The organism is Pseudomonas sp., assembly GCF_032058845.1.
Lineage (GTDB): Bacteria > Pseudomonadota > Gammaproteobacteria > Pseudomonadales > Pseudomonadaceae > Aquipseudomonas.
Window position 1 is genome coordinate 1 of sequence record NZ_DAMCCR010000068.1, and the last position, 23,867, is coordinate 23,867.

20 protein-coding genes are annotated in these 23,867 nt (G+C 64.2%); 5 read left to right on the forward strand and 15 right to left on the reverse strand.

Annotated elements, in window-relative coordinates:
• Together RT028_RS13770 and RT028_RS13775 are read right to left on the reverse strand one after the other, a co-directional pair.
• On the reverse strand, window positions 1–842 hold an 842-nt coding region (locus RT028_RS13770; RefSeq protein ID WP_312935630.1), incomplete at its 3' end, for an FAD-dependent oxidoreductase.
• Window positions 843–1,182: 340 nt separating this feature from the next.
• Complete coding sequence (locus tag RT028_RS13775) at window positions 1,183–1,995, reverse strand: nuclear transport factor 2 family protein (RefSeq protein ID WP_312935668.1); 813 nt, start codon at window positions 1,993–1,995, stop codon at window positions 1,183–1,185.
• A 239-nt stretch (window positions 1,996–2,234) separates the two neighbouring features.
• Here RT028_RS13775 and RT028_RS13780 point away from each other — a divergent pair, with 239 nt between their 5' ends.
• Window positions 2,235–3,143: a hypothetical protein gene (locus RT028_RS13780; protein ID WP_312935634.1), complete on the forward strand. Its 909-nt coding sequence runs from the start codon at window positions 2,235–2,237 to the stop codon at window positions 3,141–3,143.
• Window positions 3,144–3,569: 426 nt separating this feature from the next.
• Here the strand turns inward: RT028_RS13780 and RT028_RS13785 are convergent, their stop codons facing one another.
• From RT028_RS13785 to RT028_RS13825, 9 genes are all read right to left on the reverse strand, one after another.
• The gene (locus RT028_RS13785) at window positions 3,570–4,538 is read right to left on the reverse strand and encodes a peptide ABC transporter ATP-binding protein (RefSeq protein ID WP_312935635.1); all 969 of its coding nucleotides are present in this window, start codon (window positions 4,536–4,538) and stop codon (window positions 3,570–3,572) included.
• Window positions 4,538–5,506, reverse strand: coding sequence for an ABC transporter ATP-binding protein (locus RT028_RS13790; RefSeq protein ID WP_312935637.1), 969 nt, complete (start codon window positions 5,504–5,506; stop codon window positions 4,538–4,540). The genes RT028_RS13785 and RT028_RS13790 overlap by 1 nt, the downstream gene beginning before the upstream one ends.
• Before the next feature lie 10 nt (window positions 5,507–5,516).
• The gene (locus tag RT028_RS13795) at window positions 5,517–6,443 is read right to left on the reverse strand and encodes an ABC transporter permease subunit (RefSeq protein ID WP_312935638.1); all 927 of its coding nucleotides are present in this window, start codon (window positions 6,441–6,443) and stop codon (window positions 5,517–5,519) included.
• A 9-nt stretch (window positions 6,444–6,452) separates the two neighbouring features.
• On the reverse strand, window positions 6,453–7,463 hold the full coding sequence (locus RT028_RS13800; protein WP_312935640.1) for an ABC transporter permease subunit: 1,011 nt from the start codon (window positions 7,461–7,463) through the stop codon (window positions 6,453–6,455).
• 91 nt (window positions 7,464–7,554) lie between these two features.
• Window positions 7,555–9,141 carry an ABC transporter substrate-binding protein gene (locus RT028_RS13805; protein ID WP_312935642.1) on the reverse strand — a complete coding sequence of 529 codons (1,587 nt, stop codon included), beginning with the start codon at window positions 9,139–9,141 and terminating at the stop codon, window positions 7,555–7,557.
• A 66-nt stretch (window positions 9,142–9,207) separates the two neighbouring features.
• Window positions 9,208–10,584: an OprD family porin gene (locus RT028_RS13810; RefSeq protein ID WP_312935643.1), complete on the reverse strand. Its 1,377-nt coding sequence runs from the start codon at window positions 10,582–10,584 to the stop codon at window positions 9,208–9,210.
• Window positions 10,585–10,735: 151 nt separating this feature from the next.
• Window positions 10,736–12,328: an ABC transporter substrate-binding protein gene (locus tag RT028_RS13815; RefSeq protein ID WP_312935644.1), complete on the reverse strand. Its 1,593-nt coding sequence runs from the start codon at window positions 12,326–12,328 to the stop codon at window positions 10,736–10,738.
• A 196-nt stretch (window positions 12,329–12,524) separates the two neighbouring features.
• Window positions 12,525–14,150 carry an ABC transporter substrate-binding protein gene (locus RT028_RS13820; protein ID WP_312935650.1) on the reverse strand — a complete coding sequence of 542 codons (1,626 nt, stop codon included), beginning with the start codon at window positions 14,148–14,150 and terminating at the stop codon, window positions 12,525–12,527.
• 339 nt (window positions 14,151–14,489) lie between these two features.
• Window positions 14,490–15,206, reverse strand: coding sequence for an SIMPL domain-containing protein (locus RT028_RS13825; protein WP_312935652.1), 717 nt, complete (start codon window positions 15,204–15,206; stop codon window positions 14,490–14,492).
• A 195-nt stretch (window positions 15,207–15,401) separates the two neighbouring features.
• Here RT028_RS13825 and RT028_RS13830 point away from each other — a divergent pair, with 195 nt between their 5' ends.
• The 4 genes from RT028_RS13830 (at window position 15,402) to RT028_RS13845 (ending at window position 19,800) form a co-directional block, all read left to right on the forward strand.
• Window positions 15,402–16,661, forward strand: coding sequence for an ATP-binding protein (locus RT028_RS13830; RefSeq protein ID WP_312935653.1), 1,260 nt, complete (start codon window positions 15,402–15,404; stop codon window positions 16,659–16,661).
• The gene (locus tag RT028_RS13835) at window positions 16,658–17,218 is read left to right on the forward strand and encodes a response regulator transcription factor (RefSeq protein WP_312935655.1); all 561 of its coding nucleotides are present in this window, start codon (window positions 16,658–16,660) and stop codon (window positions 17,216–17,218) included. Before RT028_RS13830 ends, RT028_RS13835 begins: the two co-directional genes overlap by 4 nt.
• Before the next feature lie 123 nt (window positions 17,219–17,341).
• Window positions 17,342–18,283 carry an AEC family transporter gene (locus RT028_RS13840; protein ID WP_312935657.1) on the forward strand — a complete coding sequence of 314 codons (942 nt, stop codon included), beginning with the start codon at window positions 17,342–17,344 and terminating at the stop codon, window positions 18,281–18,283.
• A gap of 155 nt (window positions 18,284–18,438) precedes the next feature.
• A complete protein-coding gene (locus RT028_RS13845) occupies window positions 18,439–19,800 on the forward strand; it encodes an amino acid permease (RefSeq protein WP_312935658.1) in 1,362 nt (453 codons plus the stop codon).
• A gap of 30 nt (window positions 19,801–19,830) precedes the next feature.
• Here the strand turns inward: RT028_RS13845 and RT028_RS13850 are convergent, their stop codons facing one another.
• The 4 genes from RT028_RS13850 to RT028_RS13865 form a co-directional block, all read right to left on the reverse strand.
• Window positions 19,831–20,853, reverse strand: coding sequence for a calcium/sodium antiporter (locus RT028_RS13850; RefSeq protein ID WP_409567254.1), 1,023 nt, complete (start codon window positions 20,851–20,853; stop codon window positions 19,831–19,833).
• An 82-nt stretch (window positions 20,854–20,935) separates the two neighbouring features.
• Complete coding sequence (locus RT028_RS13855; RefSeq protein ID WP_312935659.1) at window positions 20,936–21,313, reverse strand: septal ring lytic transglycosylase RlpA family protein; 378 nt, start codon at window positions 21,311–21,313, stop codon at window positions 20,936–20,938.
• 119 nt (window positions 21,314–21,432) lie between these two features.
• Window positions 21,433–22,878 carry an Asp-tRNA(Asn)/Glu-tRNA(Gln) amidotransferase subunit GatB gene (gene gatB, locus RT028_RS13860; RefSeq protein WP_312935665.1) on the reverse strand — a complete coding sequence of 482 codons (1,446 nt, stop codon included), beginning with the start codon at window positions 22,876–22,878 and terminating at the stop codon, window positions 21,433–21,435.
• Between the two features lie 11 nt (window positions 22,879–22,889).
• A partial coding sequence (locus RT028_RS13865; RefSeq protein ID WP_312935666.1) for an amidase family protein occupies window positions 22,890–23,867 on the reverse strand: 978 nt, incomplete at its 5' end.

The following is a 23,867-nucleotide window of genomic DNA, read 5'->3' on the forward strand; positions in this document are numbered from 1 at the left end:
AACGCCTGGCCTTGGCCCAGGCCAATCTGCTCCCAGGCCGAGGCGGGTAGCGGTTCGGTCGCCACCAGCAGGCTCTGCACCGATAACTGATGACGCCCCAGCGGCGGCAGGCTGGCGGCGTAGCCTTCCACGGCAGGCACCACCCAGTCGCAGCGTACCCGCGCTTGGGCCGTGCGCACCTCGCCGGTGTGCCAATCTTGCGCCGGGGTGTTCTCGTAGATCGTCACGCCCAGGCCCTCGACCGCCCGTGCCAGCCCGCGCACGAGCCGGGCGGGGTTGAGGGTTGCCACGTGCGGGCTGAAGAGGGCGCCGTAGGCGTTGCTGGCGCGCAACTGGCCGGCCAGTTGCTCGGGTTTCAGCCAGCAGTAGTCGTCTTCGTTCATGCCCTGGCGATAGAGGTCATCGAGGTAGGCGCGCAGATGGCGTTCCTGCTCCGGGTAGCGCGCCGCGCAGTAGATGACGCCGGCCTTGCGGTAATCACAGTCGATGCCCTCGCGCTGCAGCACGCGCTGCACTTCATCGGGGATGTCGTGCAGCAGGTCGATGCTGTCTCGCCGCTGCTGCGCCGAGAGGGTGGCGAGCAGGCGGTCTTCGCCAAGCAGATTGCCCATCAGCCAGCCGCCATTGCGCCCGGACGCGCCGAAGCCTGCGGTCTGGGCTTCGAGGATCGCAATACGCAGGTGGGGCGCCTGGCGCTTGAGGTAATAGGCCGTCCACAGCCCGGTGTAACCGGCGCCGATGATGCACACATCGACGTCCAGGTCGTGCGGCAGGGACGGTCGAGCGACGAGGGGCTCGTCGAGCTGGTCCATCCACAGGCTGATCGTGCGCCACGCTTGCATCCGCTACTGCTCCCGCTGCCGTTTCCAGGTCTGGCAACGATGCTAGTGCGGCGCTGGGCGGGCTGTCTTGCGTGCGTGCACGCAGAGAAAAATGGATGGGCAGGGTAGCTGGGTCGGGTCAGGCTTGGCGCTGGGTGGACCGGGATGAATCGAGTTGCAGTCGTTGGGCCGACGCAGCCGGCCCAATTCAGGCGCTGCGCACTAACGGTAGAGTGCGTTGGCAGTTTTGGGTCGGCTTCGCTGGCCTGAGCCAATCGTTCGTCAGGGCCTGGCGAAAGACCGCTGGTTGCCACGTCGACCGTCTGTCTTCGACAAGCACGACTGCACAGAGCAGCCACCCTCATTTCTGGCCGAGAAACGCCTTCGGAGAACGCCCCGTGTGCTCGCGGAAGCATTTGTAGAACGCCGACAACGAGTTGAAGCCGGCTGCGAAGGCCAGTTCGTCGATCCGCGCGCCGGTGCTGCCTGCCTCCAGTTGTCCCAACAGGTGCTGCAACCGCGCGTGGTTCACGTAGCGGTAGAAGCTTTGTCCGAGCACTTGGTTGAGCAGGTACGAAATCTGGTTGCGGCTGTAGCCGCTTTCGCTGGCCACCTGTTGCAAGTCCAGCTGTGGGTCAAGGTAGGGGCGCCGTCGCTGGAAATACTGCTCGAGATCCTGCGCCATGGTGCTCAGTTGGCGCGGGGACAATCCCAGGCGGCTGGTGGCGGGGCGGCGTGAGTCACTGACACTGGCAGCGCCGAGCGCAGACTGGCGCACCAGTGTGGCGTACTCGTTGACCTGCCAGATGAGGTCATCGCGCACGGTGATCACTTCGCTGGACTGAAAGGCGACCAGGCCGTCGCCGCCCTGCACCGTGACCTGATACTGGATGAACGCCTTGCAGCCATCCACGCGAATGCGGTCACTGTGGACGATGTCTTCGCCGGCCTGGTGCGGCAGGCACAGCGCCACGTAGTCATGCAGTTGCGTGTGATCGAGCACGCGGTCCTGGAAAAAGTCGTGGTAGCGCACCGCCGGGTGGTAGAGCGCCATGACGCCCTCCAGGTCGCGTTGTTTCCAGCACAGGTGGTAGCGCATCACGACGTCCGCCGTCAGCGGCGTCTGTTCGGGACCATCGGGGAAAAGAGGGGCGATCATCGGGCGATAGTGCATCGCCTGGCAGCCGCTCGGCAAGCTTGCACCGACGCCGGGTGGCGTCCGGGCGGTCCGACACTGCATAACGCCCACTTCATTTGGATGGCTTCGGGCGTTTCGCACGATCCTAGGAAGGCGAATATCGCTAAGTCATTGATTTAATTGAATGTCATTTTTTGTCATATCTGGCACGTGCGCTGCACTGTCCCTCGTGCGAATCCACGGAAGTTTTGCTCACAATCATAAGGCGCCGAGTCATGATAACGAATGCCGATCTGCCAACCGCTGTCTCAGAGGCCCCGAATCGTTCGGGGGTGTCATGGGCTGCAATCTTTGCGGGTGCTGCTGCAGCCGCGTCCTTGTCAATGATCCTGGTGGTGCTGGGGGCCGGATTAGGCTTTGCAGCGACTTCCCCTTGGGAGAACGAAGGTGCCAGCGCGCAAGCGTTGGGCATTTCGACGATCGTCTGGCTGCTGGTCACACAGATCATCGCTTCAGGCGCAGGTGGCTACATCGCCGGTCGTCTGCGGGTCAAATGGGCCAACCTGCACGGTGATGAAGTGTATTTCCGCGACACCGCGCATGGCTTCCTGTCGTGGGCTGTCGCCACGCTGGTAGCAGGCGTGCTCATCGTCAGCGCTGCGGGCAACGTGATCGGTGCCGGCGCCAAGGCCGGTGCCAGCGTAGTAGCCGGTGCGGGTGCAGCGGCCGCTGCTACTGCCGACAAATCCTCGGGCAACAATGACCCGATGCGCTACTTCGTAGACGGCCTGTTCCGCAGCGATGCGCCAGTCGGCGTCAGCGAAGATGCTGCCAACGGCGTTGCCACTCGCATCCTGGCCCGTGGCGTTGCCCAAGGCGGTACGCTCGAGCCAGCCGACCGCACCTACCTGGCACAGCTCGTTGCCCAGCGCACCCGCCTGACCCAGGCTGAAGCCGAAGCCCGCGTAGACGAAGCCCTGGGCAAAGTGCAGCAAGCCAAGGCCGATGCCAAGCAAGCTGCCGAGACCGCCACCAAAGTGGCTGCCTGGACTGCCCTGTGGACCTTCGTTGCCCTGCTGTGCGGCGCCTTCTTCGCCAGCATCGCTGCACTGTTCGGTGGCCGTCGTCGTGACCGTGTGGTCTACGTCGAAGACACCTACGCCACGACCCGTACCGTACGTTAATAGGTTCAAACAAGGAGATTCACCATGCGTTCATTGCTGCTTTGGTTCCTCGGCATCCCGATTCCAATCATCATCCTTATCGCTATCTTCGTGCACTAAGCGAAGAGCGTTGAACGAAGAAGGGGCCGCATGTGCGGCCCCTTCTTGCATCTGGTGTAACGGTTCCCGGCTTTGTAGGAAAAGCCTGCTCACAAGTGTTGTGCGCTGTTCTGTAGGAGCGAGAGCGAGCAAGCTCGCTCCCTGGGGTGCGCCTACCTTGTTGGAGCGACTTCAGTCGCGATGGGCTGCGCAGCAGCCCCAGTGGTTGCGGCCGCGTCCAGTCTGACAGCATGCGGCGCTTGAATCAGGCCGGCTATGCCGGCCATCGCGGCTCAAGCCGCTCCTACAGGTTCCTCGCCAGCCTGTAGAAGACTTTTCTTACATTGCCTAGAGAAACTGCTCCGCGTAGTGGCAGGCCACCTGGCGGGTGTGCACCGGTCGCAGCGCGGGCACTTCCCGGGTGCAGCGCTCGGTGGCATAGGGGCAGCGCTTGTGGAAGGCGCAGCCATCGGGCGGGTTCAGCGGGTTGGGCAGCTCGCCGCTGATGCGCAGCTTGGGTTTGCCGGGGTCGGGATGGATGGTCGGCGTGGCCGACAGCAGGGCCTGGGTGTAGGGGTGCAGCGGTGTGTCATAGAGGTCGAGCTTGGGGCCGATTTCCACCGGCCGACCCAGGTACATCACCAGCACTTCGTCCGCCACGTGGCGCACCACTGCCAGGTTGTGGGAAATGAACACGTAAGCGGTGTCGAACTGCTGCTGCAGGTCCATGAACAGGTTCAGCACCTGCGCCTGGATCGACACATCCAGCGCCGAGGTCGGTTCATCGGCCACCAGTACCTTGGGCTGCAGCATCATGGCCCGGGCCAGGGCGATGCGCTGGCGCTGCCCACCGGAGAACATGTGCGGATAGCGTTGGTAATGCTCAGGACGCAGACCGACCTGTTCCATCATCGCCTGCACCCGCTGGCGCCGCTCACTGCGGCTGAGCGATGTATTGATCAACAGCGGTTCGGCCAGTTGATCACCGATCTTCTGACGCGGGTTGAGCGAGGCGTAAGGGCTCTGGAACACCATCTGCACATCGCGGCGCAGCTGCTTGCGCTCGGCTTTGCTGGCCCCGGCGACTTCCACCCCGTCGATCTGCAAGGAGCCCGCGCTGGGTTTCTCGATCAGGGTCAGGGCGCGGGCCAGTGTGGACTTGCCACACCCCGACTCGCCGACCACCGCCAGGGTCTTGCCGGCTTGCAGCTCGAACGACACCCCGTTGAGAGCCTGCACCACCGCAGAGCCTTTGAACAGGCCGCGGGAAACGCTGTAGTGGCGCGTGAGTTCACGCGCAGTCAGCACGACAGTCATCACGCCACCTCCTGATTCAATGGGTGCAGGCAGCGCGCCTGACTATGGGCCTGTGGCTCCAGCGGCGGGCGTTGCTGTCGGCAGTCGTCCTGCACATAGGGGCAACGCGGTGAGAGCAGGCAGCCTTGCGGGCGGTCATAGCGGCCCGGCACGATGCCCGGCAGCGTCGCCAGGCGTTCGGCGCCCAGGCTGTGCTCGGGAATCGCCGCCAGCAGCGCTTCGCTGTAAGGATGGGCCGGCAGGTTGAACAGCGTCGGCACCTGGCCGAGCTCGACAGCCTGCCCGGCGTACATCACGCAGACCCGCTTGGCCGTTTCCGCCACCACCGCCAGGTCGTGGGTGATCAGGATCAGCGCCATGTCGTGTTCCTGCTGCAGGTTGACCAGCAGCTCCATGATCTGCGCCTGGATGGTCACATCCAGCGCGGTGGTCGGCTCATCGGCGATCAACAGGCGCGGTTCGCCGGCAATCGCCATGGCGATCGCCACGCGCTGGCTCATGCCGCCGGACAACTGATGCGGGTAGGCCTCCAGCCGGCTTTCAGGGGCCGGAATCTCCACCTTCTGCAACAACTCCAGGGCGCGCTGGCGGGCCGCCTTGCCCTTCAGGCCCAGGTGCTGGCGCAGCACTTCTTCGATCTGGTAACCCACGGTGTAGCTGGGGTTCAGCGCGGTCATCGGGTCCTGGAAAATCATGGCGATGTCTTTGCCGACCACCTTGCGCCGCTGACGGCGGCTGAGGGTCAGCATGTCCTGGCCATTGAAACGCAGGGTGTCGGCGGTGATCCGCCCGGGCGCCTCGATCAGGCCCATCAGGGCCATCATGGTCACCGATTTGCCGGAGCCGGATTCACCGACGATGGCGAGGATCTCGCCGGCGTCCACGTTCAGGTCGAGGCCGTCGACCACCGGTATGGCATCTGCGTCGCCGAAGCGCACGTTCAGGTTGTTGATCGTCAACAGGGACATGGCGTTCTCCTCAGGCGGCGTTCTTGAGTTTCGGGTCCAGCGCATCGCGCAGGCCGTCGCCCATCAGGTTGATTGCCAGCACGCTGAGCAGGATGGTCAGCCCGGGCAGGCTCACCACCCACCAGGCGCGTTCGATGTAGTCGCGGGCCGAAGCCAGCATGGTGCCCCACTCGGGGGTCGGCGGTTGCACCCCAAGGCCCAGGAAACCGAGGGCGGCGGCGTCGAGAATCGCCGAGGAAAAGCTCAAGGTCGCCTGCACGATCAGCGGCGCCATGCAGTTGGGCAGCACGGTGATGAACATCAGCCGCGGCAACCCGGCACCGGCCAGACGCGCCGCCGTGACGTAGTCGCGGTTCAGCTCACCGATCACCGCGGCGCGGGTCAGGCGCACGTACGACGGCAACGAGACGATGGCGATGGCAATCACCGTGTTGATCAGCCCAGGGCCGAGAATGGCGACGATGGCCACCGCCAGCAGCAGCGAGGGCAGCGCCAGCATCACGTCCATCAGGCGCATGATGCCCGGGCCCAGCAGGCGCGGGAAGAAACCCGCCAGCAGGCCCATGAGGATGCCGGGGATCAACGACAGCACCACCGACGACAAGCCGATCAGCAGCGACAGCCGCGCGCCCTGGATCAGTCGCGACAGCAGGTCGCGGCCCAGTTCGTCGGTGCCGAAGATGAAGCGCCAGGTGCCGCCTTCGAGCCAGACCGGTGGAGTCAGCAGGAAATCACGGTACTGCTCGCTGGGGTTGTGCGGCGCGACCCAGGGTGCGAACAGGGCGCAGAACAGCACCAGGCACATGAAGAACAGCCCGGCCACTGCGCCCTTGTTGCGCGAAAAGGCGTGCCAGAACTCTTTGTAGGGCGAGGGGTAGAGCAGGCTCTGGTCCACCGCTTGCGGGGTCGCCAGGGGTTTGAGCGTAGGAGTCGTCATGACGGGGCCTCAGCGCTGATGGCGAATGCGGGGGTTGACCAGGCCGTAGAGGATGTCCACGACGAAGTTGACGCTGATCACCAGGCAGGCGATCAGCAGAATGCCGTTCTGCACCACGGGGTAGTCCCGCGCGCCGATGGCCTCGATCAACCACTTGCCGATGCCCGGCCAGGAAAAGATCGTTTCGGTCAGCACGGCGCCTGCCAGCAGCGCGCCGACCTGCAGGCCGAACACCGTCAGCACGGGGATCAGCGCGTTGCGCAGGCCGTGAATGAACACCACGCGCGCCGGTGACAGGCCCTTGGCGCGTGCGGTGCGGATGTAGTCTTCGCGCAGCACTTCGAGCATCGAGGAGCGGGTCATGCGCGCGATCACCGCCAGGGGAATCGTGCCCAATACGATGGCGGGCAGGATCAGGTGCATGACGGCGTCCTTGAACGCGCCTTCCTCGCCGCTGAGCAGTGTGTCGATGAGCATGAAGCCGGTGACTGGCTCGACGTCGAACAGCACGCCGTTGCGGCCCGAGACGGGCGTCCAACCCAGGCTCACGGAGAAGAACATGATCAGGATCAGCCCCCACCAGAAGATCGGCATGGAATAACCGGCCAGGGAAATGCCCATCACGCCATGGTCGAACAGCGAGCCGCGCTTGAGGGCCGCAATCACCCCTGCCAGCAAGCCGACGATGCCGGCGAACAGCAAGGCAGCGCCGGCCAGCTCCAGCGTGGCGGGGAACAGCGTGGTGAACTCGCTCCACACACTCTCGCGGCTGCGCAGCGACTCACCCAGGTCGCCGTGGGCGAGCTTGGTGATGTAGTCAAGATACTGCGCCGGCAGCGGCTTGTTCAGGCCCAGGCGCTCCATGGCCTGGGCGTGCATCTCGGGGTCTACCCGGCGCTCACCCATCATCACTTCCACCGGATCACCGGGGATCAGGCGTATGAGCGCGAAGGTCAGCAAGGTGATGCCGAAGAACGTGGGGATCAGCAGGCCCAGGCGGCGGGCAATGAAACTCAACATGGATGACGGTACCTCTTCAGGCCGCGGGGTGGTCAACCGCTGCGGCAAGTGCCGCCGGCTTCCTGCAGGAGCCGGCGATCGTTGTTCTGTACTACTTCACCTGGGTAGTGGCGAAGTTGTTTTTGGTCAGCGGGCTGGGTTGGTAGCCTTCGACGTTGCTGCGCATGGCCGTGAAGATCCTCGGATGGGCGATCGCGATCCACGGTTGGTCGCCATCGTACACCGCCAGCGCTTGCTCATAGAGTTTGGCGCGGGCCGCAGGTTCGATGATTTCACGGGCCTGGGTGATCAGCGCCTGGAAGGCGAAGTTGCACCAGCGTGCGTAGTTCTCACCCGTCTTGGCACCCTCGCAGCCCAGCAATGGCGTGAGGAAGTTGTCTGGATCGCCATTGTCGCCGGCCCAGCCGCTGGCCAGCAGGTCGTGCTCGCCACGCTTGCCACGGCGCAGCATCTCGGCCCATTCCATGACACGGATGTCCAGAACCAGGCCAATCTTGGCCAGATCGGCCTGGAACATTTCGGCAGACAAGCGCGGGTTGGGGTTGCTCGGCCCACCGCCGTTGCGGGTGAAGAGGGTCAGCACCGTGCCGACCGGCACCCCGGCTTCCTTGAGCAGGGCGCGGGCTTTGTCCGGGTCGTAGGGCAGGTTGTGGGTGGCCGTGTTGTAGCCCAGCATGCTCGGTGGATAGGGATTGACCGCAGGCAGGGCATTGCCTTCGCCGAACAGTTGATCGACATGGCTGCGTCGATCGAAGGCCATGTTGATCGCCCGGCGCACGCGCACATCCTTGAGGAACGGGTGCTGGGTGTTGAGCGCGATGTAGCTGGTGACCAGGGTCTCGATGCCCGCCACTTTCAGCTGCGGATCGGCCTCGATGGACGGCACGTCTTCGGGTTTGGGGTACAGCGCGATCTGACACTCGTTGGCGCGCAGTTTCTGCAGGCGCACGTTGTTGTCGGTGGCGATGACGAACACCAGGGTCTCGGCCGGCGGTGCGCCACGGAAGTAATCCGGGTGGGCGCGGTAGCGCACCTGGGCATCCTTGGCGTAGCGCTGGAACACGAAGGGCCCGGTGCCAATCGGCTTGCTGTTGAGCTCGGCGGTCTTGCCGGCGGCCAGCAGCTGGTCGGCGTACTCTGCCGAATAGATCGAAGTGAAGCCCATGGCCAGGTCGTGCAGGAAGGGGGCTTCACGGCGAGTGAGGGTGAAGACCACGGTGTAGGGGTCAGTCTTTTCCACCGAGCGAATCAGTTGGCCGAACGCCATGCTTTCGAAGTAGGGAAAGCCCACGCTGGCCTTGTCGTGCCACGGGTGCCTGGGGTCGAGCTGGCGCTGGAAGCTCCACAGCACGTCATCGGCGTTGAACTCACGCGTGGGGGTGAAGTAGTCGGTGCGGTGGAACTGCACGCCGCGGCGCAGGTGGAAGGTATAGACCAGCCCGTCGTCACTCACCGTCCATCGTTCGGCCAGGGCCGGTTGCAGGTCGGTGGTGCCCGGGGTGAACTCGATCAGCCGGTTGAAGACGGTTTCGGCGGCTGCATCGAAGGTCACGGCAGTGCTGTACTGGGCCACATCGAAGCCCTCGGGGCTCGCTTCGGTGCAGACCACCAGCGGCTTGGCCAGTGCCTGGCCGGCCATGACCAGCAGCAGGGTAAGCAAGGTGGCATTGAGTTTCATGCGATCTCCTGGGGAACCGTTACAGGATAGCTGCCATGGCGCAGCGAGGCGCCATGGCAGTTCAGGTCAAAGGATGTTGAAGGGCACCGTGGTCACGACCCGCAGCTCATCCAGGCTGCCATCGGCCTGGCCCTTGCTGGCCCGGTGCGCCGTGTAGGTGGCGCGAATCGCGGTGTCCTTGAACGGGCCGCTCTGCACGGCATAGCTGGTGCCGAAGCCGTATTCGTAATGGCTCTCGCCCTTCATGCCGGCCACGTCGTAGCCGGTGCCGCGGTAATGAGTACCGTCGATGCCCCAGCCGCGCGCGTTGTACACATTGAACTTGAGCCCCGGCACGCCGAACGGCGCCATGTTCAGCACGTAGGAGAACTGCAGCGATTTCTCGTTGGGGCCGTTGAAGTCCGACATCAGCGAGTTGGCCAGGAAGATGCCGTTGGTTTCATGCAGGTAATCGAAGTACTCGTTGCCGTTGACCTGCTGCCAGGCCACCGAGACGGTGTGGGCCTGGTGGGTCAGGCCCAGAGACAGGCTGTAGGTGTCGTTGTCGATCTCGCCCAGCTTCTTGCGCCCGGTGTCGACGGTCTTGTAGTAGTTGAGGTTGGTCGACAGGCTCAGCGTGTCGCTGTCGCCGATCTCGTGCAGCGCGCCGACGTAGTACTGGTTCCAGAAGTCATCGACCTTGGAGGCGTACAGGCTGGTGGTCAGGCTCTTCAGCGGCTGGTAGTTGAGGCCCAGCATGCTCACGCGGTCGGTTTCCACGCCTGCGGCGCCGTACTCGCTGCGGAATTTGCTCAGGCTCTGTTCGGTCCGTGGCGACACGCGGTCGAAGGTGCCGGCATCGAAGCTCAGGGTATCGAACTCGGCGCTGTGCAGGCTGGCGCCCTGGAAGCTCGAGGGCAGGGCGCGGTTGCCGATGTAGGCGATCACCGGCGTATCGACGGTGTGGCGGCCGACGGTCAGGGTGGTGTTGGAGACCCGTGTCTTGAGGTTGGCCAGGCCGACCTTGCTCCACTGCGCGAGCACGTCACCGTCGCTGTGGGTCAGGGTGCGGTTGTTCGGGCCGGCCACCCGTGCGCGGCCCTGCTGCAGGGCCAGCGCGTTGTAGCCGGCCGCCTCCACGGCAAAGCCCACAGTGCCTTGGGTGAACCCCGAGCTGTAGTTGAGGATGGTGCCCTGCACCCAGCTTTCCCGGCTGTGGCTGTCATGCAGGCTGCCGTCGGCCTTGTGGTAGCGCCACAGCGGGCCGCGTGCGGAATGCTCGCGGGCATAGAAGTTACGGGTGGAGCCGGACACGCTCTGGCCCTCCAGGAAGCCTGGGGCCTGATCCTGAGCGGAGGTTGCCGGGCGTTGCAGGGGGAGGGCGTCCTGGCTGATGGGCTCGGCGACGGCCGGGTCACTCAGGCTGCAGATGGCCAGGGCCAACGCGATGTAGGGTGTTTTCAAGGTGAATGCTCCTTTCTAGTTATGACCCGCCGTGAAAGCGGGCAGGGTGTTGCACTGGGGTGTTGCACGGGGCCGGCGTTGCGGGTGCCGGCAAATTCCGCGCGCACGGAGCCGCAGGCGTGCAAAGGCACGCCCGGGCGGGTGACGCGGGTTACTCGGTGCTGACGCCGGAGAAGGTGTTGCGGCCGAAGGGGCTGACCTTGAAGTCGATGACGCTGGTGCGCATCGGCTGGTTGACGGTGGAGTGTGCGATCGGCGTGATCGGCACCTGTTGTTTCAGGCGCTGCTGCGCCTGCTGGTACAACGCGCTGCGCTGGGCCTGATCGGTGACTCGCCTGGCCTGGGTGATCAGCGGGTCGTAGGCCGGGTCGCACCACTGCGCGTAGTTGTTGCTGCCGATGGCGGCGCAGCTGAAGAGCGTGCCGAGCCAGTTGTCCGGGTCGCCGTTGTCGCCGGTCCAGCCCACCAACGCCACATCGTGCTCGCCCTTTTTCAGGCGCTTGAGGTACTCGCCCCATTCATAGCTGACGATGCGTACCTTCAAGCCGAGCTTGCCCCAGTCGGCCTGCAGCATCTGCGCCATCAGCTTGGCGTTGGGGTTGTAGGGGCGTTGCACGGGCATGGCCCACAGAGTGATCTCGGTGCCGGGGGCGACGCCTGCTTCACGCAGCAGTGCCTTGGCTTTTTCCAGGTCGTGGGGGGCATCTTTCAGGCTCTGGTCATACGACCACTGGGTCGGCGGCATCGGGTTGACCGCGATCTGCCCCGAGGCCCCGTAGACCGCCTCGATGATCGCCTGCTTGTTCACCGCCATGTCCAGGGCCTGGCGTACGGCCAGTTGATCGAACGGCGCGCGACGGTTGTTGTAGGCGATGTAACCCAGGTTGAAGCCCGCCTGCTGGAGCACCTTGAGGTCTGGGTCGGCGCGCAGTGCCGGCAGGTCGGCAGGGCGTGGGTTGAGGGTGATCTGGCACTCGTTGCGGCGCAGCTTCTGGATGCGCACGGAAGGGTCGACATTGATCGAGAACACCAGGGTATCGAGCCTGACCTCATCTGGCGCCCAGTAGTCTGGGTTGGCGCGATAACGGATCTGCGCGTCTTTCTGATAGCGCTGGAAGATGAACGGGCCGGTGCCGATGGGCTGCTGATTGATGTCGCTGGCGCGGCCCTTTGCCTGCAACTGCTGCGCGTACTCGGCCGACAGAATCGAGGCAAAGCCCATGGCCAGGTTCTGAACGAACGCGGCATCCACCTCGGCAAGCTGGAACGTGACGCTCAATGGGCCATTTTTCTCGATCTTGAGCAGGTTCTTGTCCATGCCCATGCTCACGAAGTAAGGGAATTCGGCGGGGTAGGCCAGGCGGAAGGGGTGCTGGGTGTCGAGCATGCGCTGGAAGGTGAACAGCACATCATCTGCGTTGAAGTCGCGGCTTGGCGTAAAGGCCTGGTTGCTGTGGAACTTCACGCCTTCGCGCAGCGTGAAGGTGTAGCGCAGGCCATCTTCAGAGACCGTCCAGGCAGTGGCCAACGCCGGCTTCACCGCGGTGCCGCCGCGTTCGAATTCCATCAGGCGGTTGTAGATCGGCGCGGCCGCGTCGTTGTCGGTGGCGCTGGTGTACTGCGCGGTGTCGAAGCCGGCGGGGCTGGCCTCGGCACAGAACACCAGGCTGTTGGCCAGCGCGGCAGGGGTGTGGCTGGTCAGCCCGGCGGCCATCAGCGCGCAGAGCAGAAAGGGGGTACGCATGACAACTCCTTGTAGAGGTGCGTGGCCCTTCCTTGGGCGGATGACGGCAGCGGTGCAGCGGTGCGGCTGCAGCGGCCGCCGGGTTTACGGGCAGCCGCTGCCGGGCGTCGGACGGCGGTCTGAAGGGCGGCGGCGCTGCCAGACGCCGCTGCCGCTCAAGCGCAAGACTGCCTGACCCTACGCAGCGCAGGTCCGGCTATTTGCTCACGCTGACGCCATAGAACGAATTGAGCGCGAAGGGGCTGATCTTGAAGCCCTGGACCGTCTTTCTCATGGGTTGGTAGACCGTCGAGTGGGCAATCGGCGTCAGCGGCACCTGTTCCTTCAGGATGCGCTGGGCCTGCTGATACAGCTCGCTGCGCTTGGCCTGGTCAGAGGTGGCCTTGGCCTGCTTGATCAGGTCGTCGTAGGGCTTGTAGCACCACTTGGAGAAGTTGTTGCCCTCCACGGCATCGCAGCCGAACAGGGTGCCGAGCCAGTTGTCCGGGTCGCCGTTATCGCCGCTCCAGCCGATCAGCATGGCGCCGTTCTCGCCGCCCTTGGAGCGCTTGATGTACTCGCCCCACTCATAGCTGACGATCTTGGCCTTGATGCCGATCTTGGCCCAGTCGGCCTGCAGCATCTCGGCCATCAGCCTGGCATTGGGGTTGTAGGGGCGTTGCACGGGCATGGCCCAGAGGGGGATTTCAGTGCCTTCCTGGATGCCGGCTTCCTTGAGCAGCGCCTTGGCTTTTTCCGGATCGAACGGCACGTCCTTGATACTGGTGTCATAGGACCACTGCGTGGGTGGCATGGCGTTGACCGCCAGTTGCCCGGCGCCCTGATAGACCGAATCGATGATCTGCTGCTTGTTTACCGACATGTCCAGCGCCTGGCGCACCTTGAGCTGGGCCATGGGGTTGGGCTGATCACTGCCCTTGAGCTTGTCCATGACGTTGTAGGCGATGTAGCCAAGGTTGTAGCCGGCCTGCTCGGGCATCTGCAGGTTGGGGTCTTTCTTCAGGATGTCGATGTCTGCCGGGCGGGGGAAAAGCGTGACCTGACATTCGTTCTTGCGCAGCTTCTGCATGCGCACCGACGGGTCGGTGGTGATGGCGAAGATCAGGTTGTCGATCTTCACGTCCTCGGGTTTCCAATAATCCTTGTTGCCCTTGTAGCGGATCAGCGCGTCCTTCTGATACCTGCTGAACACGAACGGGCCGGTGCCGATGGGCTTCTGGTTGATGTCGGCCGGTTTGCCCTGCTTGAGCAACTGCTCGGCATACTCCGCCGACTGGATCGAGGCAAAACTCATGGCCAGGTTCTGGATGAAGGCGGCATCGACCTGATTGAGGGTGAAACGCACCGTGTTGGCGTCGAGTTTTTCCAGGCGGGCGATGTTCTTGTCCATGCCCATGTCGGTGAAGTACGGGAATTCGGAGGGGTAGGCTTTGCGGAAGGGTTGGTGCGGGTCGAGCATGCGGTTGAAGGTGAACAGCACGTCGTCGGCATTGAACGTGCGCGAGGGCTTGAAGTACTCGGTGGTGTGGAACTTGACGTTTTCGCGCAGGTGGAAGGTATAGGTCTTGCCGTCTTCGCCGATCTCCCAGCGCGTGGCCAGCCCCGGAATGACCTGGGTGCCGCCTCTTTCGAACTGGGTCAAGCGGTTGAACATGGTTTCGGCGGAAGCATCGAAATCAGTGCCGGTGGTGTACTGCCCGGGATCGAATCCAGCCGGGCTGCCTTCAGAGCAGAACACCAGGTTGGAGGCAGCGAAGGTGGGCGCACTGCCGATCAGCAGGCCAGCGCCCACCAGAAGAGGGAAAACTGCGGTTTTGAGCATGTTGGCCTCATTCTTGTACTTTTTCGAGTGAGATGGCCTCGTGAGCCGACCCAGGGATACTTGTCCAGGGGGCAGGTCATTGCAACGCTCGAAGAAAGGCTGAGGCTGAAAATGTAGAACGATCGTACATCAATGTCGCATACGTGTAACTTTTGCGAGGATGCGACGATTTATGAAGGTTTTCGATGCAAGATCGAGAGTTTTCAGGCTGTTGCGACTAGTCAGAAAGCGTGAATGCTTCTGTAGGAAGATGCCGTAGGCGGCGTATGAAAGTTTCCCAGAATAAGTACCGAAGCGCGTGACGCGCTCCGGCCACCTGGCCGACCGAGCGCCTGCAGGTTACGGCATCTGGATCTCGATCAGGCCATCGGCATTCATGCTGACTTCGCTGGTGCCCGCTTCGATATCGGGTGCCGACGCCGCTTCGTCAGCGCTCATGGCCTTCATCGCCATGGGCGCGCTGCGCAGGTAGGGACGCGGATAGCCGCTGCTGTTCAGGTTGAGGTTGACCACCTTGTAACCCGAGCCACCCAGTGCTTCGGTGGCCAGCTGCGCGCGGGCCTTGAAGGCATCGACCGCTTCCTTGAGCAACTGGTCTTCGCTGGTCTTGCGCGTGGCGGGTGCAATGGAGAAGTCCATGCCACCCATTTTCAGGTCTTGCAGAAGGTCACCGGTGAGCTTGGACAGGGCCGGGAAGTCGGCACTTTCCAGGCGCAGCTCGGCGCGCTCGCGCCAGCCATTGATCTTCTGACCTTTGTTGTCATAGACCGGGTAACTGTTGCGGCTGCCTTGGCTGATCTTCACGTCCTTGACGCCGCGCGCCTGCTGCACAGCCTTGTTCATGGCGTCGGTGATCTGTTTGGCCAGCTTGCCGGGGTCGTTGTCCTGGGCCTCGGTGTAGAGCGTGACCACCATCAGGTCGCGAGCGACCTCCTTGCTGACTTCGGCGCGCAGCGAGACCTGGTTGTAGCGTGGCTCATCGGCGGCCAGCGCCGGCAGGCTGACGAGCAGGCCCGAGGCGACGATCAGTGCGGCACTGCGACGTGGAATGAACATGTGGAGCTCCTTGGCGTGAAAGCGGGCAGGGGCAGTCAGCCCCGATGGCGATTAAGACCGGGGACACTGAACCGGGTTCAAACCTGCCATCGCCTGCTTGTATCAAAGTGTGGCGCTTTGCCGCATCGCTACAGTGAAGTGAGCCGCTTCGGTATACTTCTGGCGTTTTTTCCGCTGTTGCCATCAGGAGAGCTCATGCTCGCCGCCCCACACCCGTTATCTGCCACCCGCCTGAACCTCTGGCGCCTCACCGTCATCCGCGTGCTGGTGCTCGCTGCCCAGGCAGGCTCGGTGGGCGTTGCCTACTGGACCGAACTGCTGCCCTTGCCGTGGCTGTCGCTGGCCCTGACCCTGGCGCTGTCCTCGATATTGTGCGCCTTCACGGCGCTGCGGCTGCGCCTGTCGCTGCCGGTCACGGAGCTGGAATATGCGCTGCAGCTGGCCTGTGACCTGCTGATCCACAGTGCCTTGCTGTATTACTCGGGTGGCTCGACCAACCCCTTCGTGTCGTATTACCTGGTGCCGCTGGCCATCGCGGCAGTCACGCTGCCGTGGATCTACTCGCTGGTGCTGTCGGGCATCGCCCTGGCGGCCTACAGCCTGCTGCTGGTGCAGTTCTACCCGCTGGAAAGCATGCCGATGGCGCGCGACACCATGCAGGTCTACGGCATGTGGTTGAGTATTGCCCTGGCCGCGGCGGTGATCACCTTCTTCGCCGCGCGCATGGCCGAAGAGCTGCGCAACGCCGAGCAACTGCGCGCCGAGCGCCGCGAAGACAGCCTGCGCGACGAGCAGTTGCTGGCCGTGGCCACCCAGGCCGCGGGCGCCGCGCATGAACTCGGCACGCCGCTGGCGACCATGAGCGTGCTGCTCAACGAGATGCGCCAGGACCACACCGACCCGCAATTGCAGGAAGACCTCATCGTGCTGCAGGACCAGGTGCAGTCGTGCAAGCACAGCCTGCAGCAACTGGTGCGCGCCGCCGAGGCCAACCGGCGCATGGCCATCGTCGAGCAGGAGGTCACCGCCTGGCTCGATGAAGCCCTGAACCGCTGGCACCTGATGCGTCCTGAAACCAGCTACCGTTTCCAGCGCCTGCGCGATGGCGAGGTGCCGCGCCTGGCACCGCCGCCGGACCTTACCCAGGCGCTGCTGAACCTGTTGAACAATGCCGCCGATGCCTGCCCTGACAGCCTGGAAGTCAGCCTGGACTGGGATGCCCAGGACATCCTGATCAGCATCCGTGACCATGGCCCCGGGGTTCCACCGGCCATCGCCGAAGCCATTGGCAAGCCCTTCATCACCACCAAGGGCAAAGGCTTCGGCCTCGGCCTGTTCCTGAGCAAGGCCAGCGTGACCCGCGCCGGCGGCTCGGTAAAACTCTATAGTCATGAACAGGGCGGCACCCTGACCGAATTACGCTTGCCCCATGGCACGCCAGGAGAACCACGATGAGCGAAGAAACCCAGGTCGAAGGCGAAGAACTGCCCCACCTGTTGTTGGTAGACGACGACGCCACTTTCACCCGCGTGATGGCGCGCGCCATGAGTCGTCGCGGCTTTCGCGTCAGCACCGCCGCCTCGGCCGAAGAGGGTTATGAGCTGGCCAAGCGCGACCTGCCTGACTACGCCACCCTCGACCTGAAGATGGAAGGTGACTCGGGCCTGGTGCTGCTGCCCAAGCTGCTGGAGCTCGACCCGGAAATGCGTGTGGTGCTGCTGACCGGCTACTCCAGCATCGCCACGGCCGTGGAGGCCATCAAGCGCGGCGCCTGCAATTACCTGTGCAAGCCCGCCGACGCCGATGACGTCCTCGCCGCGTTGCTGTCCGAGCACGCCAACCTCGATACGCTGGTGCCCGACAACCCCATGTCGGTCGACCGCCTGCAGTGGGAACACATCCAGCGCGTGCTGGGTGAGCACGAAGGCAATATCTCGGCGACAGCCCGGGCATTGGGCATGCACCGCCGCACGTTGCAACGCAAGCTGCAGAAGCGGCCGGTGCGCCGCTGAGACACGCCGCTTGATCAAGGCAGTTTCGTAGGAAACTGCCTTTTATGACGGGTAAAAAACCTCAAGTCCTGAGCACTGGCGTATCATCTTCGACTGACCGCGTACCCAGGATTCCCGCCTTTCATGTTTGCCCTGCTGATCCAGACCTTCAACATCACGGCGCCCGTGTTCGCCATGCTGTTCCTGGGCGTTGCGCTCAAGCGTCTGCATGTCATCGACGATGGCTTCAACCGCGTTGCCTCGAACCTGGTGTTCAACGTCTGCATGCCGGCGCTGCTGTTTCTCGGCATCTACCATGCCGACCTCTCCGCCGCTTTCCGCCCTGGCCTGATCGGCTATTTCATCGTCGCTACCGTGCTGGGCTTCGCACTCTGCTGGGGCATGGCGATCTGGCGTTGCCCGCCCCATGAGCGCGGCATCTATACCCAAGGTGCGTTTCGCGGCAACAACGGCGTGATCGGCCTGGCCCTGGCAGCGAGTCTGTATGGCGACGTGGGTATTTCCCTGGGCGCCGTCCTCGCGGGCATGGTGATCCTGCTCTACAACTCGCTCTCGGCTGTGGTGCTGGCGGTGTACAGCCCGAGCCTGAAGTCCGATCCGTGGAGCATCCTCAAGAGCCTGGCGGTCAATCCGTTGATCCTCAGCGTCGTCGTCGCCACGCCGCTCGCCTACGCGCAGGTGCCGCTGCCCAACTGGCTGCTCACCTCGGGCGATTACCTCGCACAGATGACCTTGCCCCTGGCCCTGATCTGCATTGGTGGCACGCTGTCGCTGGCCTCCCTGCGTGACAGCGGCCGCCTGGCCATCGATGCCAGCCTGCTGAAAATGGTCTGGCTGCCGCTGCTGGGTACCCTCGGTGCGTGGCTGTGCGGCTTTCGCGGCGCCGAGCTGGGCATTCTCTTCCTGTATCTGGGCAGCCCGACGGCGGCGGCCAGTTATGTCATGGCCCGCGCGGCCAACGGCAATCACGAATTAGCGGCTTCGATCATCGTCATCACCACCTTGATGGCGGCGATCACCACCAACATCGGCATTTTCGTCTTGCAGTGGGGCGGCTGGATCTAGATGCTGCCCGCCGTCTCTCTCAGGTGTGGCACGAAAAGCTTGATGCCTGGCCATGCTGCGTTGGCAGCGACCTCGGTCGCTTTTCCAGGCAGCAGCGCTTTCTCAAGACGTTTCCTGCCATTCCTGACACTGCCTTCTGAGCCAAAGGACACCTCATGCACGAGCAGAACACGCCCGATCCGCTGCATCGCGGGCTGAAAAACCGCCATATCCAGTTGATCGCCCTGGGCGGTGCCATCGGTACCGGCCTGTTCCTGGGCATCGCCCAGACCATCCAGCTGGCCGGGCCTTCGGTATTGCTGGGGTATGCCATCGCCGGGGTGATGGCCTTCCTGATCATGCGCCAGCTCGGCGAGATGGTCGTGGAAGAGCCGGTCGCCGGCAGCTTCAGCCACTTCGCCCACCGCTACTGGAGCGAGTTCGCAGGCTTCGTCTCGGGCTGGAACTATTGGGTGGTGTACGTGCTGGTGGGCATGGCCGAGCTGACGGCGGTGGGCATCTACGTCAAGTACTGGTGGCCGGACTTCCCCACCTGGGCCACGGCAGCGATCTTCTTCGTGCTGATCAACGCCATCAACCTGACCCAGGTAAAGGTCTATGGCGAGATGGAGTTCTGGTTCTCGCTGGTCAAGGTGGTGGCGATCGTCAGCATGATCGGCTTCGGCGTGTGGCTGCTCGGCACGGGCACTGGCGGGCCGGACGCCAGTGTCGCCAACCTCTGGCAGCATGGCGGGTTCTTCCCTCACGGCATCACCGGGCTGGTGATGGCGCTGGCCGTGATCATGTTTTCCTTTGGCGGGCTGGAGCTGGTCGGCATCACGGCGGCCGAGGCAGACAACCCACGGGTGAGCATTCCCAAGGCCACCAACCAGGTGGTGTACCGCATCCTGATCTTCTACATCGGCGCACTGGCGGTGCTGCTGGCGCTGTATCCGTGGCAGAAGGTGGTGCAGGGCGGCAGCCCGTTCGTGATGATCTTCCATGAGCTGGACAGCGACGTCGTGGCCACGGTGCTCAATGTGGTGGTGCTGACGGCCGCGCTGTCGGTCTACAACAGCTGCGTCTATGCCAACAGCCGCATGCTGTTCGGCCTGGCCAGCCAGGGCGATGCGCCGCGTGCGCTGACCAGGCTCAACCGCCGGGGCGTGCCACTGCCGGCACTGGGTGTGTCGGCCCTGGCCACCGGCCTGTGCGTGATCATCAACTACCTGATGCCGGGTGAAGCCTTCGGTCTGCTGATGGCCCTGGCGGTGTCGGCGCTGGTGATCAACTGGGCGAGCATCAGCATCACCCACCTGAAGTTCCGCAAGGCCAAGCTGGCTCAGGGCCAGACGCCGTTCTACCGCAGCCTGGGGCACCCGTTCACCAATTACCTGTGCCTGGCCTTCATTGCCCTGATCGTGGTGGTGATGTACCTGACCCCGCCGATTCGCATCTCGGTGATGCTGATCCCGGCCTGGATCGCGGTGTTGTGGGTCGCCTTCAAGGTGAAGAAAATGCGCCAGGCCAAGGCCTGACGCAGCGTTTGCAGCACAGCGTGATTGCGCTCAGTGCTGCCGGCGCCAGGCGCGTACGGTGGTGAACAGCAGCACCGCGCCGAGCACCGGCAGCACGTAGAAGAACATCAGGTGTTCCAGGCGGCCGGCCAGTGGCATGCCGGTGGTGAAGGTCACCACGTGCAGGCCATAGACCAGGTACAGGCCCAGGAGCACCAGGCCTTCGGCACGGGTGATGCGGTAGCCGGAATAGAACACCGGCAGGCTCAGCGCGGCGACGCCGAGCATCACCGGCAGGTCGAAGGCCAGCGCGTTGGGCGAGATCGACAGCGGCTGCGGGTTCACCAGGGCGGTCAGCCCCAGTACCCCCAGCAGGTTGAACAGGTTGCTGCCGATCACCGTGCCGACCGCCACTTCGCGCTCGCCGCGCAATGCCGCCACCAGCGCGGCCGCCAGCTCCGGCAGCGAGGTGCACACGGCGACCACGGTCAGGCCGATCACCCGTTCCGACAGCCCCAGGTCAGTCGCCACTTCGATGGCCGATTCCAGCACCAGATACCCCGCCAGGCTCAGCAGCAGCAGGCCGAACAGCACCAGCAGGGAGGTAATGGTCCAGAAGCGCGCGCGTTGCAGGTGCTGGATCTGCGGCGCCGCATAGCTGCGTGCGTAGTGGCGGGACTGGCGCCAGAGCACCAGCAGGTAGCCGATCAGGCCCAGTAGCAGCAGCACGCCTTCGCTGCGCCCCAGGTAGCCGTTGGCGGCGAGCAGGTACACCAGCGCACTGGCGCCGATCATCAGCGGCAGGTCGAGCCGCACCAGTTGGCGCGAGACCCTCAGCGGAATGATCAGCGCGGTCAGCCCGAGGATCACCAGGATGTTGAAGATGTTGCTGCCGATCACGCTGCCGACGGCGACATCGGGCGCGCCTTGGTAAGCGGCTTGCAGGCTGACAGTGAGCTGCGGGGCAGTGCTGCCGAGTGCCACCAGGCTCAGGCCGATGATCAGTGGGCGGACGTGCAAGCGGGTTGCCAGGCGCAAGGCCGCGCGAACCAGCAGTTCGGCGCCGAGCACCATCAGAACGAGCCCGGCGCACAGTTGCAGCAGGCTGAAGGGGGGCAGGGTGGCAAGCAGGGAAATGGTCAGGGCTCCAGTGAGGTCAGCGGCTCAACCCTTGTACTCGCACGCGCGCGGTTCCGCTACGCAGCATGCCAATTTTTTCCGCAGCAGCGCGCGACAGGTCGATCAGGCGGCCGCGCCGGTGCGGGCCACGGTCATTGATGCGCACCACGACACTGCGCTGGTTGGCCAGGTTGGTCACCCGCACCCGGCTGCCGAACGGCAGTTGGCGATGGGCGGCGGTGAGGCCGTATTGATTGAAGGGTTCGCCACTGGCGGTCCGTTTGCCGTGGTGGGCGGCGCCGTAGTACGAGGCCATGCCGGTGTCGTCATAGCCGCGCGGGTCGACGCTGTGGCTGGCGCAGCCGGTCACCAGGGAGGAAAAGGCAAGCGTGCCTAACAAACGCTTGATCTGCATGCGGGCTCCTTGGCAGTCGCCTGCCGGTCGCCCCACCTGTGCCAGGGGCGGCACCGCGTGGGCGGTGCGTTTCCAGCAGAGGTGGATGACCTGCAGGCGAGGGCGACGGGGCGAAACGGTCAGCCTTCGAGCTTGGCCTTGAGCAACTGGTTCACCTGGGCAGGGTTGGCCTTGCCTTTGGACGCTTTCATGGCCTGGCCGACGAAGAAGCCGAACATCTTGCCGCGCTTGGCCTCATCGGCGGCGCGGTATTGCTCGACCTGCTCGGCGTTGGCGGCCAGCATGTCGTCGAGCATGCGTTCGATGGCGCCGCTGTCGGTGACCTGCTTGAGGCCTTTGCTGTCGATGATCGCGTCAGCATCGCCTTCACCGGCCGCCATGGCTTCGAACACGGTCTTGGCGATCTTGCCGCTGATGGTGTTGTCGCGGATGCGTTGCAGCATGCCGCCGAGCTGGTCGGCGCTGACGGGCGATTGCTCGATGTCCAGGCCCAGCTTGTTGAGCAGGCTGCCCAGCTCGACCATCACCCAGTTCGCCGCCAGCTTGGCATCGCCGCCGACCTTGGCGACCTGCTCGAAGTAATCGGCCTGCTCGCGGCTGGCCGCCAGCACGTTGGCGTCGTAGGCCGACAGGCCATACTGCGCCTGGAAGCGCTCGACCTTCTGCGTCGGCAATTCCGGAAGGGAGGCGCGAATGCTCTCGAGCAGTGCGGGCTCGATGACCACCGGTAGCAGGTCAGGGTCGGGGAAGTAACGGTAGTCGTTAGCCTCTTCCTTGCTGCGCATGGAGCGGGTTTCGTCCTTGTTCGGATCGTACAGGCGGGTTTCCTGAATGACCCTGCCGCCGTCTTCGATCAGCTCGATCTGGCGCTGGACTTCACTGTTGATGGCGCGCTCGATGAAGCGGAACGAGTTGACGTTCTTGATCTCGCAGCGGGTGCCGAACTCGGCCTGGCCTTTGGGGCGGATCGACACGTTGCAGTCGCAGCGCAGCGAGCCTTCGGCCATGTTGCCGTCGCAGATGCCCAGGTAACGCACCAGCGCATGGATGGCCTTGACGTAGGCCACGGCTTCCTTGGCGCTGCGCATGTCCGGCTCGGAAACGATTTCCAGCAGAGGCGTGCCGGCGCGGTTCAGGTCGATGCCGCTGGCGCCGTTGAAGTCTTCGTGCAGGCTCTTGCCGGCGTCTTCTTCAAGGTGCGCGCGGGTCACACCCACGCGTTTGATGGTGCCATCCTCCAGGGCGATGTCCAGGTGGCCCTTGCCGACGATCGGCAGGTCCATCTGGCTGATCTGGTAGCCCTTGGGCAGGTCGGGGTAGAAGTAGTTCTTGCGCGCGAACACGTTGCGCGGCCCGATCTCGGCGTCGATCGCCAGGCCGAACATGCAGGCCATGCGCACCGCTTCCTGGTTCAGCACCGGCAGCACGCCGGGCATCCCCAGGTCGACCAGGCTGGCCTGGGTATTGGGCTCGGAACCAAAGGTGGTGGCGCTGCCGGAGAAAATCTTCGACTGGGTCGCGAGCTGGGTATGAATCTCCAGCCCGATCACAACTTCCCATTGCATGTATGAATTCCTCAGAAGCCGGTAGGGGCGCGGGTGTGCCAGTCGGTGACCTGCTGGTAGCGGTGCGCCACGTTCAGCAGGCGGCCTTCCTGGAAGTACGGCGCCAGCAGTTGCACGCCGACCGGCAAGCCTTCGACGAAGCCCGCCGGCATCGACAGCCCTGGCAGGCCGGCCAGGTTGGCCGTGATGGTGTAGACGTCTTCGAGGTAGGCGGCGATCGGGTCGTTGCCCTTGGCGCCGAGTTTCCAGGCCAGGTTCGGCGTGGTCGGGCCGAGAATCAGGTCAACGCCTTCGAAGGCGGCCATGAAGTCGTTCTTGATCAGGCGGCGGATTTTCTGCGCTTTCAGGTAATACGCGTCGTAGTAGCCCGCCGACAGCGCGTAGGCGCCGACCATGATGCGCCGCTGCACCTCAACGCCAAAGCCTTCGCCGCGCGAGCGCTTGTACAGGTCGGTGAGGTCTTTCGGGTCTTCGCAGCGATAGCCGTAGCGCACGCCATCGAAGCGCGACAGGTTCGAGGAGGCTTCAGCGGGCGCGATGACGTAGTACGCGGCGATGGCGTGCTGCACGTTCGGCAGGCTGATTTCCTTGATCACCGCGCCGAGTTTTTCCAGCTCGGCAACGGTGGCCTGGACCTGTTCGGCGATGCGCGGGTCGAGGCCGGCGCCGAAGTATTCCTTCGGCAGGCCGATGCGCAGGCCTTGCAGCGAGCCGTTGAGGGTGGCGCTGTAGTCAGGCACCGGCTCGTCGATGGAGGTGGAATCGTTGACGTCGAAGCCGGCCATGCCTTGCAGCAGCAGGGCGCAATCTTCGGCGCTGCGGCCCATCGGGCCGCCCTGGTCGAGGCTGGAGGCGTAGGCGATCATGCCCCAGCGCGACACGCGGCCATAGGTGGGCTTGAGGCCGGTGAGGCTGGTCAGCGCGGCCGGTTGGCGGATCGAACCGCCGGTGTCGGTGCCAGTGGCGACCGGCGCCAGGCGCGCGGCCAC